Below are 20,720 nucleotides of genomic sequence, written 5' to 3'. Positions count from 1 at the left end.
TTCAGGCCTTCGGGGCATGGTTGGTGGCGGCGTCGGTCGCGTGGCTTCGCTCGAGTTGCAGGCGGGCGCGGTTGACCTGGCCCTCCAATACCTGCACCGTCTGCTTCATCGACTGCGCTGCCTCGGCCTTGTAGCGGTCGATCTCGTCCATTGCCTGGAAGACGTTGTCGAACGCTTGCTGCAGTTTGCCTGGGTCGATCGTCGCCTTGACGGCGTTCTGGTGCACGGCGGCGCCCTGCGACCGGAGGAGTTCCGATGTGGACATGATCATGTTCGATGTGGTCGAGTTGAGGGCCTCAACCTGCGCAAGCACGATCTTCTGCTGTGCCAGTGCTTGGGCCACGATCACCGCGACCCGTAGGGCAGCTAACGTTGTGTCCAGCGCCCGGTCGACGCCCTTGACTAGCTCGGAGTTGTTCTTTTTAACCACGTCGAGTGCGAGGTAGCCCTGGATCGAGACAGCCATCTGCGTCATCAGGTCCTGATGCCGCTGGCGGACGTAAAACAGTGCATCGGCCTCGAGGGTCGTCGCGTCCTCGGCGCGCCCCTCGTTGCGGAGTTCCACCGTGCGCCGCTCGAGCTCGGCCCCGAGGTGGCCGGCGAGCACTGCGTAGTTTGCGAGTTGCCCCATCGACGACCAGAGAGCGTCCCGCTCGGTCTGGATGGCAGCGTTGTCGTGGCGCAACTCGTCCTGCCCTCCCTTGAGCGCCCTGGTGATCGCATCGAGCTGCTGTTGCGCTGACTCGAACTTCAGGAAGTAGCGCTGCACCGCACTGCCACCTGGAAGGAAACGCAAGACGCGCTTCGTGCCTGTCAGGTCGTGGCGTTTGGGGTCCAGCTCGGTGACGATCTGACGGAGCTCGACGAGAGTGCTCCCCGTTCGCGACGCCGGGTCTGCGCCACTCGCAGCGAGGGCGGCTGCGGGCCTCCTCAACATCCTGTTGGAGGAGGCACTCGCTTGCTGCATCGCGCCCTCCCCGAGCCGGGTCAGCTGCGCCAGCTTGGTCTGGAACTCGGGACCGTGCATAGAGGTGCTGAGGAGGTCGTCGACGAACCGTTGCGCCGTCTCGGCATGCTTCTTCTGCGCGTCTTCATCCACGAGGATCATCCCGCCGACCTTCTCGGGCTCGCGCACAGCGACTTCAGCGGCGGGCTTTGGTGGCTCCAGCACCAGTGGATCCTCTACTGCGGGAGAGGGGGCACCACCGAGATCGAGCGGGTTCGACATGTTGCGCTCCTTCGACTCCGAGACCGCTGCAAGTGTGCCACGGTTCGTTATCGAGTTGAGGGCGGATCAGTCTTGCGTTCCAAGTCGCTCTGACGGACGTGTCGCCCGCTTTCGGGTGCCAGCAGGCTGGACGCGTTCAACTTCGCGTTCGGACGACTCGCCGTGGCGTGCACCCGAGCCACCCACGGACTGCTCCTGGTCGCACGGGTCGGGCTCGACGACCTGCTCGCGAACGCGCAGGCACGCCCCGGGAACCCTTTCGGTGAGCCGGGGAGAAGGGCACTGCCGCGGCAGACGCACGCCCGGATCCTCGCGACGATGACCAGGGCCCGGATGACCATCCGGTAGTGCCTCCCGTCCTCCGCCCGCACTTGTCCGATAATGTCAGGACAGCGGTACCGACGGACTTCTGCCCAGCAGACATGTCCCCTCCGCACGATGATTCGTGCTGCCCGAGGGGAAATCAGTGGTCGGGAACGTCCGTCTTTCCGCGCACCAGCTCAGCGAGAGCGTCCACGGGGATTTCTCGGTGGTCGAGGACGCGCTGGAGAACTATCTCCTCATGCAGGGCGGCACGGTTCCCGGCGAGAGTGAGCGGCGGTCGTGGCGGCACAGCCTCCCGGTCCTCGCCGCCGATCTGACGGCCGCTGGGCTCGACGACGTCGAGGTCGTCCTCGAGCACCGGCTACCGCTGTCGAACAAGCGGATCGACGTCCTCCTAGCCGGGTCGCACCCGGAGACGGGCCGTCCCAGCTACGTCCTCGTCGAGCTCAAGCAGTGGGGCGGCGCGACGCGGTGGGAGGACAGCGACACCCTGGTCGACGTCGCCGGGGCTCCCTACCGGCCCTCCCTACACCCCTCGCTCCAGGTCGCCGCGTACGCCGAGTATCTTCGCGACTTCCTCGTCGTCCTGCAGGACGAGCCCGGCCAGCTCGCATCGGTCGCCTACCTGCACAACGCCACGGACCACCTCGTCGAGGACCTGTGGCCGACGGCGCACGCTGCGACCGCCCCGATGTTCACCGGAGAGCGGCGCGCGCAGTTCCGCGAGTACCTCCGCACCCGCCTCGCGCCGTCCTCCGGGGTCTCCGCGGCCGACACCCTCCTGTCCTCGCCGGTCCGGCCCTCCAAGCAGCTGCTCGAGCACGCGGCCGCCGAGATCCAGCACCGGGAGCAGTTCGTCCTCCTCGACGAGCAGAAGGTCGCCTACGAGCTCGTGCTCCAGGCCGTCGAGGACGCCCGCAACGAGGGCCGCAAGACGGCGATCGTCGTCAGCGGCGCGCCGGGCAGCGGCAAGAGCGTCATCGCGCTGTCCGTGCTCGGGGAGCTGGCGCGGCGGGGTCACCCGGTCGTTCACGCCACAGGCTCGAAGTCGTTCACGCAGACCATGCGCCAGGTCGCAGGCAAGGGCTCCACCCGAACCAAGAACCTCTTCAAGTACTTCAACTCTTTCATCGGGGCCGACGAGGACGCTCTCGACGTCGTCGTGCTCGACGAGGCCCACCGCATCCGGGAGAAGTCGGTCAACCGCTATACGCCCAAGGCGCTGCGCGACCAGGCCCGCCCGCAGGTGGAGGAGCTGCTCGATGCCGCTCGGGTGCCGGTCTTCCTCCTCGACGAGCACCAGGTGGTTCGGCCGGGGGAGAGATGGGCACGATCCCGGACATCAAGGCACACGCGGCCAGCCGAGGGATCACCGTCCGGCAGGTCGACCTCGCCGGCCAGTTCCGCGCCGGCGGCAGCGACACCTATCTCGGCTGGGTCCACGCGCTGCTGGGGCTCAGGACGGAAGCCCCACACCCCGGAGACCAGCCGGCAGCGTGGCACGACGAGTCGACCTTCTCCGTGGAGGTCGTGGACTCCGTCGACGAGATGGAGGCCAGGCTCCGCGCCCGGGTGGATGCCGGTGAGAACGCCCGGATGACCGCGGGCTTCTGCTGGCCGTGGAGCGACCCGAACAAGGACAGCTCGCTCGTTCGCGACGTGCGGGTCGGCTCGTGGAGCCGGCCGTGGAACCTCAAGAGCGAGCGCGCTGTCGGCGGTGCCCCACCCGCCTCGCTCTGGGCCTCCGACCCGGCCGGTTTCGAGCAGGTCGGCTGCGTCTACACCGCTCAGGGCTTCGAGTACGCCTGGAACGGCGTCATCCTCGGCCCGGACCTCGTCTGGCGGGGGGACCACTGGGTGGCCCGCCGTGAGTTCAACAAGGACCCGGACTTCCGCTCCCGTGCGGCGGTGGACAACCCGACCTTCGACCGGCTCGTCCGGCACGTCTACAAGGTCCTGCTCACCCGCGGCCTGCGCGGGACGCTCCTCTACTCGGTCGACGAGGAGACACAGGCGATGCTCCGCTCGCGGGTCAACCCCGCGCGGGTCACCACGGAGGCGATGACCGCCTCCTGACAGTCCTCAGCGCGGCGAGGACCGCTGATTCATCACAACAACACAGCACGCGGCCCGACAGGCTTCCGGCTCACGGACATGCCTCCACCCGCATCACGCGGACGAGGAATGCCATGAGGAGCTGGGTGCTCACGATTCACAAGGACTACCCAAATCACTGGGAGATCGCCAAGGAGAACGGCCTCTGGGACATGGCAAAGAGAATGTCGCCGATCAAGAAGGGTGACGTGGTCTACTTTTGGCTCTCGCAGCATGGGTTTGTGGGACGTGTCGAGGTCTCGGTGGATGCGACGGCTCTGACGGGTGTGGAGAACCTGCCCTGGACCGACGACGGCGAGCGGCTATACGTGGGGCGCTTTCGATTTGACCGTGCGTCCGATCTCTCGGCGCGTCAGGTCAGTTGGGCGTCGGTGATGGAGTCCACTGGCCTGTCTGCCAACCCGTCACTCCGACACAGCACCACAGATTCTGCTGCGGAGGCCTGGCTCAGCTCACTCTTCACGACGACGACGACGGAGGACGACGCCGAACGCGCCTTCGCCACCGCCGAGAGCGCCGCGGCTGAGCTGGCGGACCTGAAGGAGGACACGCGTGAGCGGGCGCTCGCGGAGATCGCCGTCCGCCGCGGGCAGGGGCAGTTTCGTACGTCGCTGCTAAGCACCTACGGGCGGCGGTGCGCCGTGACCGGGACGGCGGAGGGGGCGGTGCTCGAGGCCGCGCACATCTCCCCGTACCGCGGCACACACACCAACATCGTGGCGAACGGTCTCCTGCTGCGGTCCGACATCCACACGCTCTTCGACCTGCACCTGCTCACGGTGCAGCGTGAAGGTGGATATCTCGTCGTGCGGGTGTCCCCGGCTGTGGTGGAGATGATCTACCGCGAGCTCGACGGACGTCCCGTGCGGCATTTGCCGGACGAGCCGCAGGACTTCCCGTCGACCGAGGCGCTCGCCGACCACAATCAGGGATGTCCGTGGCTGTCGGGTCGATACCGGGTCACCGTCGACTACTCGCGCTCATAGATTGGCCTGGTCAAGGACGCAACCGAAGCACTCGCGAGGACGTCGGTGGTCGATGGTTACAGTGACAGCCGCTCGAGTTCCTACTAACTCGAGCTCTTCGCCCCTTTCGACAGCGCTCATGAGGGATCACGCGTAGGAGAGGCTGGTCCCGCATGTTTCCGTAATCCGTCGCCGCTGGCTCCCAAGCAGGCCCGACGGCGCCACCACATCGGGCTTGCCGCGCCATCGTCTGAGATAGGCGATGATGTACACGTCGCGCGCGGGTGATCGGAAAGGGTGCTGTAGTGAGCTTGGGTCTCGAGGGATTTGACAGTCTTTCCAAGACATCGGACCACCTTGGAAATATCGCCAACGTGCTCTCGGTCCTCGGTGGCCCGACCACGATTCTGCATGAACTCACGCAGAATGCGGACGACGCGAAGACGGCCACGCGGGTTGCCTTCACAGTGAGCTCCGCCGAGTTGACGGCATGGAATGACGGCGAGTTCAGCGCTTGCGGCGATCAGAGGTTGGCAGTGTGCCCATGGAAGGAAGCCCGCGGCCGGAGCTGTGACCTTCACTCATTCCGCATCTTCGCCGGCAGACACAAGTCTGAAGACGTGGACACCACGGGCGCATTCGGCGTGGGATTCACGTCGGTCTACCAGATCACAGACCACCCCGAACTGGTCACAGGGGGCTATCACCTCGTTCTCGACGAGAGCACTGACGAGCAGCACCGCATAGCCGTCTGCAAGGAGGAGTGCGGTCGTGACCACGGGTCATCCGGGACAAGTTTCTTCCTACCGTGGGCAACCGAGCAGACGGACCTCCGGATGGCGCTTGGTGCACAAGTCGTGGCCGCGCGGGACATCGAGCTTCTTGAGTCGGCGTTCCTCGAGCGTGCCCCCGAAGCGCTGCTCTTCCTCAAGCGGGTGGAGCAGATCGAGGTCCAAACTCGCTCCGATCGGGCTGTCGTCAAGCGAACGCGAGACGGTGACCGTGTGTCCGTCACCGACGGACGCTCTGCCAGTGAGTGGCTGTTCCTGGAGGGCGAGTACGACAGCTCAGGGGATTTGAAGGCGAGGTTCCCTCAAATCGACAAGAACCGGTCGGAGTACGTCACCGTTGCGCTACCCGTCGGTGAGAAGGTCGAAGGCCGCATCTACGGCGGGCTGCCCACCCAGACGCGGCTCGGCTGGAGCGGACACGTCAACGCGACTTTCTATCCCCGCGAAGACCGGAAGGGCGTGCTTTTCGACGATGGCACCTACCGCTCCGACTGGAACCGCGACCTCATCGACTCGGCGGCTGCCCTGGTCCGGCAGAACCTCGAGCCGGCGAGCGAGGTCATTGGCCTCGACGCAACCTGGGAACTGATCCGCGACTTCGAACTCGCTAGCCGTCCTGGACCGGCTCACGAAGAAGCATTCGAGCCGTTCTTCGAGCGAGTTAAGGATGGGATTGCTGACTTGTCGATCATGCGAACGATCGCCGGCGAAGTCCGCGCTCCTCGCGGGTGCCTGGTTCCGCAGACCTTTGACGAGTACAAGGCGGAGTCGGTGTTCGTCGACCTGACCCTTCCGGTTGTCGACTCCACGCTCCGCGCAACGGTGATGTCACTCTCATTCACTGCGTTTGGCATGGAACTCATGAAGGCCGCGCACGTTGTCGATGCCCTCATCGGGCACAACGTCGTGGAGGCCTGGAAGCCGCCGACAGGCATTTTCAATGACGCTGAGATGCTGTCCCTTCTCGGGGTGCTCGAGATCCTGCTATCGCGAAGCAAGACCGCCGCCATCGAGTCTGGGGCATACAAGCCGGCGATCGTGCCTTGCATCGACGGCAAGTTCGCAGCCGCCGCGTCGACCGTCGTCATCAACGACGCCGACCAGGCCCTGTTCATCGAGCTAGGCGAGGACCGGATCGCCGACATCGCACGCCTGAAGGAGGTGTGCCCGAGCCTCGTCGAGTACTGCCCGGAACTGGACGTAGCGATTGCGTTGGACATCCTCGAAGGTGCCGATCGCGACCAACTCGCTGCGACTGCCGACCGAGTACTCGCCTGGCTCGGCAACCGCGGGTTTGACCTGCAGCTTGAGGAGGACCGTTCGCGGGCAGCCGCGCTGGCCATCTACCCATCCTCGATCGGTGGGCTGAAGCCGCTGCACGAGCTGTCGCTGCCCTCCGACTTCGAGGATGAGCTTGGCCTCGCTGACGTGGTCGACGTCAGCAGGGTCCGAGGACAAGGGGACCTGTTGCGAACGCTGGGGGCGCGTGACCTGGACGCTGTCGACTACCTGACACAGGTGGTCGTACCGCTCGCAGACGGCGACACGTTTGGCGACGCCGAGACGCTCGGTGTGATTCTCCGGATCATCCACCGGGCCAGGCCACAACTCGACGAAGACGACGGAGCCGCGGCGTCGGTCCGGGGTGCTCGGCTCGTGCTTTGTGTCGACGGGGTCGTCCGAGAGGCAGCTGACGTGCACCTTCCGAACGCCGCCGTGGAACTCATTGATCCGGATGCGCCGATCGCCGATGTGGAGCGCCTACCCGAGTACCTCGTGGACGCGCTCGTCTGGCTCGGCGTGGGAACCACGCCCAGCCGGAGTCTCCTGAACGCGGCGGCGCGCCGCCTCGCGGACGACGACAGCGAACCCGATCCCGACGTGGTCCTCTCGATCCTTGACGCCATTCAGGGCTCGCCGGAGCGCTACCAGTCGGTGCCTTTGGACCTCAGGAATCTTCAGGAGCTTCCATGGCTGCCGGTGGAGGGTGGCGGCCGTGAGCGCCCGGAGAAGGTTCTGCCCACGTTCCGGAGGCACCTCTTCGAGTCTCAAGGCCCCAAGTTGGGGCTGCCTCGCGAAACGCAGCAGGTTCACGCTGAGACCCTCCGCTGGCTCGGGATGCCCAGCGACCCCCCGACCTCGGTGATCGTCGCTCACCTGCGGCACTGTGCCGAGACGAAGGTCCCAATGCATCCGGACGTCTACCAGGCACTCGGGTCTGTCAGCGACGATCGACTCGTACAGGAACTCTCCGGCGAGCGGTGCATCCAGGTCACGCCAGGCGAGTTCGTAGAGCCGGACTTTGTGTTCTGGACGGAGGCCGGGCTGGGGCAGTGGGTTACACGGCTACCCCACGACCAGCGTCGGTACCAGGAGTTCTACGACAGGGTTGGCGTCGAGGAAGAGCCGGGAGCCGCGCAGCTTGAGCGACTGCTTGTGCGCATCTCGAGGGCATTCGGCAACGACATGCTTGACGAGGAAGCTCAGGTGGTCGTACATCAGGCGTGGAGCCACCTTCAGGCGCTGCTTGTGGCGGACGAGCCGGGCGTTCTGTCCCCCTTGGTGAGGTTGCGCCGCGTTCGATCGGTCGTCGACTCCCGCGGTCTCTTAAACGCGCCAGATCTACTCGTGTTCAAGGACGGACGCGGGCTTGCCGAGCGGATCGAACTCTTATCGCAGAACGTCATCCGACGTGAGCGTGCGACCTGGCGGGCGTTGGAGGCGGCGGGCGTTCGACGAGCTGAAGACCTTATCGAGGGGATCGTTGGTGATAGCGAACGCGCGCCCGCGCCGGAAGTCGCCCATCTCCTCGGTGAACGCCGACAGTCCATCCTCCGTGTCATCGAATCGGAGTTCGACGACGGCGACGAGCAGGTCGACCCCGATAGCCTGTTCGAGATCGAGTTCTCGCGGACAAACCACCTCTCCGTAAAGTACCGGGCTGAGTTCGGCAACCAGGTTCAGACCACGGAGGCGGCCGAGGTCCATGCGATCTACGTGGACGAGACCAAGACGCTGCTGTTCAGCGAGCCGCCTGACCTACGGCGCATCGCTCGAGAGCTCGCCCGATGCTTGGTCGGTGAGGACCACCCCGGACTGGCGCTCCAGCTCGAGACGGTTCTCAGCGCCGCAAGTAGCGACGAGGCCGAGCAGAACCTCGACGAACTCGGCGTGGCAGACCTGGCAGAAATCGAGCGTACGACGGTCGGCTCCGGAACGGTTGAGGATTTCGAGTACCACGAGCCTGTCGAGCCAGACATCCCGCGGATTCGCGCTACCGAGGAGTGCATTCTAAAAGAGTCGTCGGAGGTGGAGGGTGGGGCTCCGGAGGAGCAAGAAGATTGCGAGGACGACGACGCGCCAGATACTGATGCCTCGCTGCGGCCTTCTTCGCTTGGCGGTGGGGACGGCAGCGACACGACGGAGCCGAACCGTACCGACAGCCCAACCGCGGCAGGACGAGGAACTGGTGAGCGGTCGGCACCGCGACGACCTAGTGCTGGCGGGAACCGCATACGAGGCGAGCGGCGCGAGCACATGCGGTCGTACGTGTACTACGGCAGCGATCAGGAGACCGAGACTGTCGGCGATGAGTCGCTGCGCAGTTCATCGATCGACGCTGCTGGGGTTGCCCGAGTTCTGAAGTACGAGAGCTCGTGCGGCCGAAACCCGCAAGAGCAGGAGCATTCGAACCCCGGCTTTGATGTTCTGTCGCACGACTCGGCGGGCAAGGTCGTGCGTCGGATCGAGGTGAAGTCCGTGGGCGGAGACTGGTCTCTCCGCGGTGTGCTCCTATCGCGCCGGCAGTACCTCGAGGCGGTCGAGCACCCAGATGAGTTCTGGCTCTACGTGGTCGAGAACGCCGAGGACGACGATGCCTTCGAGATCCACCGACTCAAGGACCCCGTGGGCTCGATCTCTCAGTTCGGGTTCGATGACGGTTGGAAGATCTTCCGCGAGCCCGACATCGTGCGCAATACCGACGGTCAACCCGCAATGCCGACGGCGAAGAGCGTCTTCTTGACCTGGGGCGCTGACACTCAGGGCTAGGAACCGTGTTCAGGCGCGCGGCGTGGCCTACAGAGCCCGACCAGGTCGCACTTGTTGCATGCGGGCGCCCACTGTTCGAACTTCGGCAGCTGGTTGGTGCGAAGTGCGTCGCCAGCATTCTTGATCCGCTGCTTCACACCGTCCAGCAGGTCGTCGCGGATCTCTTCGCGGGCATTCTTGCCCTTCTCATCGAGGTTGAGGACCTCGACGAGGTCGGCTCCCTCGCCGTTGAGTTCCTTGTATCCGACGGCGTACACGTGGAGCTGGTCGCGCGTGACGTCTTCTTCTTGAGCGCGCTCGGTCGACTTGAAGTCAACGATCGAGACCTCGTCGGTCTCGAGTCGCTTGACGAGGTCGATGCGCCCGTCGACGGTGATGCCGGGAGCGATGTGGACCTGGATCTGCTTCTCGGAGTGAACGGTGCGTCGGAGGTCGTCACCGTGAAGACGCAGGTAACGGTCGAGCGAGTCCTGCGCCGCTTGCACTAGCGCTTCCCTCAGGGCGGGGTAGGCGTAGGGAGTGTGGAGGTGTCGGTTCACGAGGTCTGTGATGTCGGCCTTCGTGATCAGGTCACCGTCGAGTGCCCGCTTGTGCATCTCGGCGAGTGCGTCGTGCAGCCCCTTGCCGTATCCGAGCGCCTCGTGGATCGGGGCGTTGAACCCGTACATGAACCGCAACTTGAACTGGTAGGAGCACTCGAACAGGTACTTCAGCTCGGAGAACGAGAGCGTGACCTGGGGGATCTCGACCTTGGGCTGCGGTTCGAGTCGCGCAAGGTTCGACGGAAGCCCGCTATCGGCGGTCGACACGTACGAGACCGCGACGACCTCCTGCATGAACACGGACGGCGTGCTGTTGCGTGGCGAACCGCCTGGAGAGAACGAGAGATACAGGTACTTCTGTGCGCGGGTAATAGCGACGTAGAAGAGCCGGCGCTCGTCCTCCTCGGTCCCGCGGTACCGGTCGGCGTCGTCGATCGCGGTGTCATGGATGACGTGAAACAGGTTGAGCCCACCGTGACGCTGACTGGGGAACCGGTTCTTCCGCAGGCACGGCACGAAGACGGCGGGCCACTGCATGCCCTTGGCCTGGTGCACGGTCGAGATCGTGACGGCATCCGGCGTCGCATAGCCAACGTCCGCGTCCGCGTCGTCGTAGTACCCGCGTGCCTGGTTGGTGAGCCAATCGACGAACGCCCGGTACTTCTTCTCAGGGGCCGAGGAGAAATGGATCTCCTCGAAGTCGGAGATGACCTGGCTGAACTTGCCAAGCTGGTAGAACACCAACTCGCTACGGGCACCGTCGCCGGTGATGGTGTCCTCTCGGATACCCATGCGCTCGAGGGCTTCGAGGTAGACGCGCTGGATGTTGTAGGTGCCCCACCGATGGCCGCGCGAGAAGTCTCCCGACTCCTTGAGCAGCTGCACGAGGGACTCGAGCGACGTGCCGTCCGGCACGAGGCGAGCTGCTCTCCAGCGCGACTCAAGCATGGGCCGATCGATGTCACCGACGAGGAACTGGAACATCGCCTCGATTGCCTGTATCTCCACTGCGTCGAACAGGCGGGTCAGGCCCTTCACGACGTAGGGGATCCCGCGGCGATCTAGTTCCTCGACGAGCGGACCGGCGTCCCCGGACACGGACCGGAACAGGATCGCCATGTCTGACCACGACAGACCGCGCGAGTCACGGGCAGGTGCGTCTTTGAACGCGACTCCGCGCAGTGACTGCAGCCGATCGGCAATCCACGTGGCTTCCGCCTGAGGCGAGGCGTGCGTCAGTGCCAGGATGTCGCCACGCTGCCACTCCTGGTGGGAGGCGTACTCCATCTCCTTGGCAAGCCGGTGGCCGGCCGGGATGCTCTCGGCGATCGCTCGCCCGAGTGCGACGACACCCTTGGAGGATCGGAAGTTGTCTGCCAGGGTGACCTGACGGACGGCGTCGTACCGGTCGGCGAACGTGACGATGTTGGAGACCTGGCTTCCGCGCCACTGATAAATGGTCTGGTCGTCGTCGCCAACGACGCAGAGGTTCGCCCCGAATCGTGTCAGGGCTCGGACCAGCCGCTCCTGCAGCGGGTTGACGTCCTGGTACTCGTCGACGACGACGAAGCGCACCTCGTCGCGGATGTGGTGAAGCAGGGGATCGGCCTGGGCGTCACCGATTGCGGCCTCGAGCAGCTCGACCGCGAGCTCAACCATCGTCGTGTAGTCGAAGTACGCCCCCTGTGCCAGGAGCGCCTTGTACGCATGCTGTGACAAGAGCACCTGCGGATCGACCTGCGAAAGGTCGACCGTGTCCTCGGCGAGCACTGATAGCACCTGCGAGTACAACTTCGAGTGGATGTACCGGCGAAGTCTCGGCGTGCCGCGAGACATCGTCGGGGTCTCAGTGAGCCCAGACCGGCGCGAGTTGCGGTCGATGTACAGCCGCTGTGTGATTTCGGTCAATACGGAGAATTTAAACGTCTCCGGGATATAGGTCTGCAGCAGGTTCAGGCAGTAAGCGTGCATCGTGCCTATGAACATCTCGGCCAGCCCGGTGGTCGAACCGTGCTGCTCCTCGATGATGCGGAGCACCCGTTCCTTGAGCTCCGCGGCCGCCTTCTCTGTGAACGTGAACGCAACAACGTTCCCGGGCTTCACATCCGGCAGGGCAAGTATGTCCGCGATGCGCTGCGAGATGACCTGCGTCTTCCCTGAGCCCGCGCAGGCGATAATCTGCAGCGTCCGATCGAGGCAACCAATCGCGTCGGCCTGCGCAGGCGTGTACACGGTCACTTGCCAGTCTCTTCGGCGGCTTGGAACGCGCGACGCTTTTCCTTGGCGGCAGCGACCTTCTCCGCCCGACTTTGAAGCTCCTCGGCCAGCCAGACCATGCCGCCAGGATCGCCCTTGGTGAGGTACGACTCCAGCCTACTTATGGCGGCATCTTTCCACTCCTTCGTCGGCCTCAAATGCCAGTGTGCTCCGCACTTCTCTTTGCCGTCTAGGGCTGCGTCTTCACCTAGTTGCATTACCAGCTTCGCAACAGCTTTTTGAGGCAGAAGGTCTTCGATCTCGATGTCATGCTTCTTGCATCCGCCGGGCCACGACGAGAGCGACACGAGCTCCGACTTCGGGTTCCAGTCGAATGCCTTGAGCTTGTCGCGTGCGGCGCGCCCTTGGTCGTCGTGGTCAAGCAAGGCTAGGACGGGTACACCTGTTGCTGATCTTGTCGTTAGAGCCTGCAGCACCACTTTGGCAGCGCTGCCCGCAGGGATGAAGTGGAGTCCGTCGACCACGTCCGCTCGTTCGACTGCTTTGCAGACTAATTCCAAGAAAAGCCCATCGGTGTAGCCCTCGGTGACAACCACTGCGCGAGTGTTCTCTGGAACTGCAAGGCTTCGTTCGACTATCTCGGCGCTCTCTACGTCCCGGTAAAGCGCTCCGAGCAACTTCGACCGCAACTCGTTACCCAGAGCGGCACCAGCCTTCCCCGTTGTGCCGTCTGGGCTCTTTTGGAGTTCCGTGATCTGTGCTTGCTCATACCGGGAAATCACGTAGGGGGAGTGTGTCGTCACGACCAGCGTTACGTCGGCTCGTGAGGCAAGCTTCTCGAGTTCGCCGCGGATGGATTCCTGGGCACCAGGGTGGAGGAACGCTTCGGGCTCCTCGACAGCCAGTACAAGGGAGCGGCGACTCTGCTCGGCGAGATATTGAAGCATAGAGACGAGCACGGTGCCCCGGACGCCCGTACCCTTCTCGCTGAGTTGCGTCGTCATCGCGTCGCCGAGTTGAACATCGACGGAGGAGATGGTCTGTGCCACGGTTGGTACATCCGGCACGAGGTCCGCAACCGTAATCTCAGGGAACATCCCGGTGACGCGTGCGTGAATCTGGCTCCGCAGTGGCTCAAGTAGTTCCTTCTGCAACGCCGCGAGGTACATGCTGCGTGCCTCCTGAGCTTTGGTCAATTCCTCGCTCAGGTGATCCGCGATGACCATCTGAAGTATCTCTCGAAATTTGCCGGCCAGAAGTGACTGAAGGTCTTCGCCACTATGGACAACTGCGAACCGGACGACCTTGCGAAACTGGGCTTCCAACTTCACATTTTCGGGGCTTTCCGCCGGAAGGTAGCCAGCTCCGAGTCCCTTGGCCTGGAAAGTCGTCTGACGTGTTCCCCCGGTTCCGAAGGCTGCCACCATTCGAATTTGGCTGTCATCCGCATACGTCTGAATCGTGCTCGTGGAATTGGCTCGCGTTTCTCTGAGTCGCAGCTCATAGTCTCGCGCGCGACTCAGTAACGTCTTCTCGGGACCGGTATTGCCGACCTCGAAGGTTAAGGTGATGCGGGTCTTGGGAGGTGCGCCCAGTGAGACTTGCCGTGCAGGTCTGTCTCGTTCAGGAAGGTAAGTGGAATCCGGATCCAAAGCGAGTTCAACGGCTCTTAGGAGATTTGATTTCCCGCAATTGTTGGGACCCACGAAGTAGTTGACGCCGGTTGACATCGCGAATTCATGTTCGCCCGAGAAACTCCGAAAGTCTTTGATCCGGACGTGTGTGAGCTTCATACCTCGAAGACTTTCATGACCTCGTCACCGTAGTCGTTGATGACCTTCACTGCGATCTTGCCAGTTGAAGGCCGCCCGAACGGGCGGGACCTAGTGTCGTAAAGCGTGGCCCACGCCTCGGCGTCGATCTCTGCCTTGAGTGCGGTCTTGAGACGCTTGAAAGGGTCGTTGCCGCCGGTGAAGTAGCAGTGCCGAACGAAGAAAGACTCCTCGTTGTAGTCGGTGTCAATCATCCAGAGCGCGATCTTGCTCGTGTCGTCGCTGCGCACCTCACCCGTGGTGGGATCGTAGACGTCGACTCCGAGTAACTCGACGGTGTATTGCCCGTCCTGCTCGTTGAGGACGATGTCGGGTTCGCCGAATACGGTGAACAGGTTGCCGGCGCCCGTCTTCTTAAGTGCGTCTCCCATGAGCAGGTCAACGTTCATGCGGACGAGGAGTGCCTTGATGCGACCCAGCGACCGCTCACCAGCGACGTCGAACCCATCCCGCGACGTCTCGACCGTGACCGAATCGTCCTCGGTGACGCCAGTGGCCTGTGGATCGAAGGCGAATCCGAGCACACACAGGAGATCTACTCCCGCGTCGATGGCCTCACGGGCCGCCGACTTTATAAACCTGGGGTCTACGGTGCCGTACTGTGGTCCGACGGCGATCGCGACTCGTGTGGCAGTGGCTTCGGCAGCCTGATCATCGTTATCAGTCCGCCGCTCGCCGACCGCCTGAACATAGGTGCCCGGGTATCGGGCGACGTGTGCAAACTCGATCCGCTCTGCACGCCGCCCGTTCTGGATTCCGGCGCGAGCGAGGTTATCGAGGATGGATTGCTCGAAGGTGAGGCTCTCGGCATCCTCCGCCGCGCTCGACTCCGCATTCGACTGCGCATCTCCAACCTGAGCGAAAGCGAGAGAACGGTGTGGCGACAAGCTTTCGACGGTGAACGGTCCGGAAACGCGTACCCTTTTCGAATCCTCGTACGGTCGGTCGTAAAGCAACTCCATGTCCGCATGTCGTCTCACCGCAGCATCGATTGAGTCGCTCGACATGCCGTCTTGAATATCAGGGTTCCGGGTGATCGAGCCCAACGTGACGTGAGGGACGCGCTCGTAAACGAATCCGTGGCGTATGTCGTTGGTCGTTCTCGCCGGCGCCAACGGTGAGGGTGTAAGTTCCTGTTCCTTCCGTCTTCCGTTCTCGCTGTCAGCTAGGAGGTAGTAGGGATACCGAGCACTCATCAGCCGCTGCCTGGCGAGAGCCAACGCCACCCGGGAAGTGTCGATCGTGATCCACCGACGGCCCCAATTCTCGGCTGTGTAAGCAGTCGTTCCCGACCCGCAGGTCGGATCTAGAACCAGGTCTCCAGGATCCGTTGACATCAACAGGCAACGTTCAATGATTTTTGTTGCGGTCTGGACGACATAAGTGCGATCCGACGCGCCCTGGGTGTCGGTCCAGACGTTGTCGAGTTCCTCAACTGGATAGTCATCGGCAAAGAATACGTAGTTCGGGGCACCTGCAGGAGCCTCGAGTCTTCCAGCGGCGATCAGCTTCTGCATACCCTTCGGATTTGTCTTCCAGCTCTTATTGCCGGACGGGAAAAATTTGCGCCCTTCAATTTCAAACTCGAACACGCATGATTCGGTTCGGCCAGCCGAGACGAGGTCGGTTAACCGATAAACGCGACCCGGTGCGGAACTAGGGTCCGACAGCTCAGCACGAGTGAGTTTGCGTCGAGTCCCGTCAGGGAGTTGCACGCGCGTGAACTGACTGCCAAGCCCTGAGCGCCGGGTCTTGAAGAGGCGCCGGAACTTTACATTGCTCTTCGACTTCGCGAACCACACGATGTGGTCATAAATTGCAGGGACCAAGGTAGTGCGAAGGGGAATCTTAGTCCTGAATGCAAACTGGCCGCAGAAGTTCTCCGGACCGAACACTTCGTCCAGTAGATTGCGAACCAGGTGCAAGTTTTCGTCGCCGATTTGCACGAAGATGCTTCCGCTTTCGGTAAGAAGGTCACGTGCGACGAACAGGCGATCTCTCAGGTAAGAGAGATACGAATGGATGCCTTCTCCCCATGTGTCACGGAATGCGCGGATCTGCTCCGCTTCGCGGGCGGAATCTTCGACCCGCCCATCTCGAACGGTACGGTTTCTTGCGGACGTCTGCCAATTTGATGCGAATCCAATCCCATAGGGTGGATCGATGTATACCATCTGCACCTGCCCGCGCAGCGACTCTCGCTCGGAGAGCGATGCCATGACCTGGAACGAATCGCCGAGGATCATACGGTTCGACCAGTTGGCCTGGTGTCGGTAAAAGTCTATCGAGTCGAGTTCGTCAAGGCCGTCGAACGTGTCGAACAGGGTTAGTTCCGGCTCGAGCTCGTCGTGCTTCGCGGTCTTGCGCAGGTTCTCAACCAGGACGCGGGAGTCGATCTTCTCCTGGATATAGATCGGCGGCGCCTCTGCAACGAGTTCAGCGACGTCTTCCTTGTATTTGTTCCGCCAGACCAACTGCGGGTCGAGGCTTGGGTCGCGCTCGTACACGACCGTGGGCACGGCATGGTGCTCCGGCGATACGAAGTCCTGCGCGTCGGCAGTTGGGATGTTGACGCGCTTGTCGGGGTGCTGGATCGCCTCGACGGGCGTCGGTCCCTTGGGGGTCGTAATTCTACGCGCCACGGCGCACCTCTTCGCGTTCGAGATAGTCCAGCAGGTCGGGGTCGCCGATGATTGCTGCGTCGGCGTATAGGTTCGTGATGGCGTCTCGGACGTGGTCGAGGAAGTTTTTCTGGTCCTTGACCTCGATGTACCCCCATCGTCCGAACCCACCGTGGTTGTTGACGGCGGCGCACCAGGAGTCACGGGCGGTCGTGGCCTTGACCGACGTCGGGCCGGGGCTCTTCTGCCCTCCGGAGACCTCCACGATGAGGACGCGGTCGAAGTCTTCGCCCTCGAGTCGGTTGAGCCGTAGCAGGAAGTCGGGCACATAGTCGTGAGACTTGCCCTTATACACGTATGGGATGGTCAGACCTAGGTGGTCGTTCTTGGCGTATGCCGCGATGTCGCTCAGCGATTCACACACGTTGGCGAGGTCGGCTTCCCACCCGGAGTCGAGCACTACGTGGGAAACCTCGGACTTCTCGGTCTCCTTGACCTTCTTGCGGGAGTCGAAGTCAACCTCTCCTGTTGAGCCCACCGGGTCGAAGGTTCGCAGGATGGGGCGGATGCGCGGACGCCGGTTCTCCGTCTGACTGGTGAGGGCCTGGTAGACGGCGTCCGTGAGCAGCGCCTGGGGCTCGGCGAGTCGCAGTGAGTTCAGCGAGTAGCCCGGCTCGATGACGACGTACTTGTTGATGAACTCCAGACAGTGCCCAGCGATCTTCGGGAACAGCCAGGGGCGACGGTCGCCGTCGTCGTTGTCCTGCGTCTTGAGCTGCTTGTCGATCAGTCGCTTGGCGATCTCGTACGCGAGCTCCTGCTTGCGCAGCAGGTGGGAGTCGCCGCGGTCGAGCTCGACGGTTCCGGCGACGCCGGCGCTCTCCGTCCAGGTTGGGACGGTCGATGGTCCGATGATGAATGGCTTGGCGGAGTCGTGGTCGATCCACCAGTCGGCATCGGGGACCTCGAGCCGGTATCCGTCCAATTTGGGGAAGGTGATGCGGTGCTCCTGGCGTCCCTCGACCGTGTGGACCCAGGTGGCTGGCGGCTTGGGCAGCGGGTCGGGTACGTCCTTGTCGGTAGGGATGAACGCGAACGGGATGCCATAGATGTTTGCGTACTCCGGCTCGAAGAGGCCGACGTCGTTGATTGCGTACGAGCGGCGGCGAAGGCCGCGGCCGACCACCTGCTCGCACAGGAGCTGGGAACCAAACGCCCGCACGCCGAGGATGTGGGTGACGGTGTTGGCGTCCCACCCCTCAGTGAGCATCGATACCGACACGACACAGCGCACGTGCTCTCCGAGCGTCCCCTTCTTGCCGACGGTGTTCATGACCTCGCGGAGCATGTCCTCGTCGGTCAGTGCCTCGGCGTCGGCACCCGGGTTGCGACGGCGGTATTCGGCCTTGAACGCCTGGATCTCCGCTGCGGCGTCCTTCTTGAAATCGGCGCTGAGCGCCTCACCTGACTCCAGTTGCTGGGAGTCGACAATGATGCTCGGCGGGCGCGGTGCCGAGACGCCGTCCTGCACGGTTGAGAACTGCGGAAGGTTTCCGGGTCGCAGCACCGGCGAGCCGTCGAGCCGTAGAATCGGTTCCCCGTCGCCGTCGAGCAGTGGGCCACCAGCGATCCAGTCGTAGATCAACTTAGAGACGATCGTGTTGTTGGCGACCACGATGAAGACTGGGGGCGTCTCGCCCAGCGGCTCGAGTTCCTCCTGCCAGTGCGCGTACGACTTCTCGTAGGAGCGGTACAGGCTGCGCAGCGCACCCTCAAGCTCGGCCGGCATGGTCCAGCCGTTCGCGTCCAGCGCGGCAGACGTCCTTCGCTTTGGGAGGTCCTTACCGACGTAGTCCCACAGGCGCAGATAGGTCACCTTGTCGTCGGCGGCGTCGTCGTCGACGGGGGTGCGCGGGACTTTCACGATGCCGGACTCGATGGCGTCCATCAGCGAGAAGTCGGAGACTACCCACGGAAAGATGTGGCCCTCGCCGTAGCCGGAGCCGCTGATGTAGAACGGCGTGGCTGACAGATCGAAGACGGTCTTGATGCCCACGCGGTTTGCCACCCATTGAAGGCCGGTGAACCAGGTGCCGGCCTCCTTGTTGGCCTCCTGCTCCTCCTTGCTGAGCTTCTCGTTCTGCTCCGGGTTGTAGCGGTAGCAGTGGTGGGCTTCGTCGTTGAACACCACGATCTCAGATCCCGCGTTGCGGTTCTTGCCCGTCGGTAGAGAGAACCCGCGCAGCACGCGCGAGACCACCGCGTCTGGCGACTCCCGGAATGGGTCGTCGTTCGTGTTCGCGGCCGAGCCGAGCAAGATCTCCCGGGTGGTGCGATGCACGCCCTGGATCTCCTTGGCGTCACGCTGCAAGAAGGCGTGGTAATTCGTGATGACAACCTGCGCCTCGCGCAGCGCCTTCTGGTATTGGGCGGGCACGACGTCCCGCTGGTCGTAGTAGTTGCCGGGCTCGCCCGGCTCGAGCACACGCAGCCGGTCGCGGATCGTGATCCCTGGCGCCACGATGAGGAACCGCTTGGCGAACCGAGTGTCGCGGGGGGACATGACCTTGTTCAGGGTTTGCCACGTGATCAGCATCGCCATGACGACCGTCTTGCCGGCACCCGTGGCGAGTTTGAGCGCCACGCGGGGGAGGTCCGCGTTGTGATCTGCGTTCACTCGGGCGAGCGGGGTGCGCCAGTCGGTGTTGCCGGCGCGGCCCGCCGCCTCGCTAAGGTAGATCGCGGTCTCGACCGCCTCCCGTTGGCCGAAGAACAGCGGCTTGTCGCGTTTAGGATCGGCCCAGTAGTCGAGGAGGGTGCGTGTCACGGGGGTGACGTGGGAGTAGCCCCGGGCACGCCACAGGTCGACCTCGCGACGGACGTCGTTGATCAGGGTGTTCTTGTCGACCCGTTCGCCGGTGAGTTCGAAGTCGAACTCATGTTGGAGCGCCGACGGGCTGTCGGTGCGCGCGCCGCGCTTCTTCGTGCGAGCGATGGGGATGAACGACTGGCTCGGGCGGCGGCCCTGGATGATCTTCCCGGTCGGACCTTGCTGGCCGATCTCGAAGTGGCTTGCCGGGGGTCCATATGGGCCGTTAATGACAGGATTGCTCAGCGTCAGCCCTCCGTCGTCGCTCACTCCCATGCCTTCCTTGCCGTCGTGCACAACGCGACCCTATCGCCCAATGCCGTGCACCATGACCGTGTCGATGCCCGTCGGAAGTCAACCCGCTGGGCGCCTGCGCCATTGCCACTTGACACCTGGGTGCCCATTCAGTGACTCACTCGACGGCTCAACTGCGGGAAAAGGTTGCAGCTGTCGACGACCGTGGTCAAGGAGGGGCTGGACTTCCATCTTTGCTGCTGCGCTGTTGCGGCCTGGCACCTCCCGAGCAACCCGGTGACCTCGAGCACCGCCAGGAAGGATGCACCGGTACAAGGGCCACGCGGTGCGGCGGAACATCGCCGAGCGCCACCAAGCCCCTGGTTTGCGACGTCCTAGCGGCGTCCAGCGGGGAGTGCGAGGTTTACCCGAGCGAGGAGCGCCATACCGGCAGCTGCAAGACCCCGTCGGGCTGTACCGGGTGGCCACTGGACACGCGTGCGAGGGGACCTGTCAGGCTCGCCGGCGAGGTGCTGGGCCTGTCGCGGACGCAGCTGGACCTCGCGTCCCGGGGGCATCTGCAAGCGGGACCTTTTGCCCTTGCGAGCTTTATCTCTTGCCAAGGGCAAGCAAGCGAGCACAGGTCCCTGACGTCTTGGACGCCGAAACCGCGCCGTCGGACCGTCGTTCCTGCTATGAATCGTGTACCTATCAGGCACGTTCCGCGACAAACGGAGCCAAGCGCACGAATGAGGGAACCGATGGCTCGAAAGACTGGTGCCCGCAAGGAAGCCGCCGGATTCATGGCCAGTGGGGCCGTCGGAGGTGCCGCTGGATGGGCGGCCATTCACTTCGGAGGCATGACCGCTGTTGGGATGGTGGGCGCCGGCTCGGGAATCGGGTTCAGCGCGGGACCAGTTGGTGCTGCGTTC

General features: G+C 63.6%; 8 protein-coding genes and 1 pseudogene. 4 read left to right on the top strand and 5 right to left on the bottom strand.

Annotated elements, in window-relative coordinates; translation table 11 throughout:
- Position 1: 1 nt before the first annotated feature.
- Positions 2-1,228 (bottom strand): toxic anion resistance protein, encoded by a 1,227-nt coding sequence (locus AAEM63_RS11255; RefSeq protein ID WP_341358364.1) that lies wholly within the window; start codon positions 1,226-1,228, stop codon positions 2-4.
- Between the two features lie 562 nt (positions 1,229-1,790).
- Between AAEM63_RS11255 and AAEM63_RS11250 the strand changes: the two are divergent.
- The 4 genes and pseudogenes from AAEM63_RS11250 to AAEM63_RS11235 all read left to right on the top strand — a co-directional run.
- Positions 1,791-2,840 (top strand): annotated as a pseudogene (locus tag AAEM63_RS11250) (DNA/RNA helicase domain-containing protein); the annotation flags it as partial.
- Between the two features lie 35 nt (positions 2,841-2,875).
- Positions 2,876-3,628 (top strand): DNA/RNA helicase domain-containing protein, encoded by a 753-nt coding sequence (locus AAEM63_RS11245; protein WP_341358363.1) that lies wholly within the window; start codon positions 2,876-2,878, stop codon positions 3,626-3,628.
- A 125-nt stretch (positions 3,629-3,753) separates the two neighbouring features.
- Positions 3,754-4,653 (top strand): HNH endonuclease signature motif containing protein, encoded by a 900-nt coding sequence (locus AAEM63_RS11240; RefSeq protein ID WP_341358362.1) that lies wholly within the window; start codon positions 3,754-3,756, stop codon positions 4,651-4,653.
- Positions 4,654-4,916: 263 nt separating this feature from the next.
- Entirely contained in the window at positions 4,917-9,473 is a 4,557-nt protein-coding gene (locus AAEM63_RS11235) for a DUF3883 domain-containing protein (RefSeq protein ID WP_341358361.1), read from the top strand.
- On the opposite strand, the gene AAEM63_RS11230 is transcribed toward AAEM63_RS11235, so the two are convergent.
- Genes AAEM63_RS11230 through AAEM63_RS11215 form a run of 4 tightly spaced genes read right to left on the bottom strand, consistent with a single transcriptional unit; the run spans position 9,470 to position 19,851 of the window.
- A complete protein-coding gene (locus tag AAEM63_RS11230; RefSeq protein WP_341358360.1) occupies positions 9,470-12,253 on the bottom strand; it encodes an ATP-dependent DNA helicase in 2,784 nt (927 codons plus the stop codon). The genes AAEM63_RS11235 and AAEM63_RS11230 overlap by 4 nt on opposite strands.
- Positions 12,250-14,025 carry an AAA family ATPase gene (locus AAEM63_RS11225; RefSeq protein WP_341358359.1) on the bottom strand — a complete coding sequence of 592 codons (1,776 nt, stop codon included), beginning with the start codon at positions 14,023-14,025 and terminating at the stop codon, positions 12,250-12,252. The genes AAEM63_RS11230 and AAEM63_RS11225 overlap by 4 nt, the downstream gene beginning before the upstream one ends.
- Positions 14,022-16,706, bottom strand: a complete 2,685-nt coding sequence (locus tag AAEM63_RS11220) for a site-specific DNA-methyltransferase (protein WP_341358358.1) — start codon at positions 16,704-16,706, stop codon at positions 14,022-14,024. Before AAEM63_RS11220 ends, AAEM63_RS11225 begins: the two co-directional genes overlap by 4 nt.
- The gene (locus AAEM63_RS11215; RefSeq protein WP_341358357.1) at positions 16,696-19,851 is read right to left on the bottom strand and encodes a DEAD/DEAH box helicase family protein; all 3,156 of its coding nucleotides are present in this window, start codon (positions 19,849-19,851) and stop codon (positions 16,696-16,698) included. The genes AAEM63_RS11220 and AAEM63_RS11215 overlap by 11 nt, the downstream gene beginning before the upstream one ends.
- Between the last annotated feature and the right edge of the window lie 869 nt (positions 19,852-20,720).

It is taken from the genome of Georgenia sp. M64 (genome assembly GCF_038049925.1).
Classification (GTDB): Bacteria; Actinomycetota; Actinomycetes; order Actinomycetales; family Actinomycetaceae; genus Georgenia.
Note: the sequence above shows the minus strand (reverse complement) of the source record. Positions and strands in the feature narration are given on the sequence as shown.

Excerpts from the sequence above, each read along its gene's own strand:
- AAEM63_RS11255 (WP_341358364.1), bottom strand. The coding sequence starts at position 1,228 with ATGTCGAACCCGCTCGATCTCGGTGGTGCCCCCTCTCCCGCAGTAGAG.
- AAEM63_RS11225 (WP_341358359.1), bottom strand. The coding sequence starts at position 14,025 with ATGAAGCTCACACACGTCCGGATCAAAGACTTTCGGAGTTTCTCGGGC.
- AAEM63_RS11245 (WP_341358363.1), top strand. The coding sequence starts at position 2,876 with ATGGGCACGATCCCGGACATCAAGGCACACGCGGCCAGCCGAGGGATC.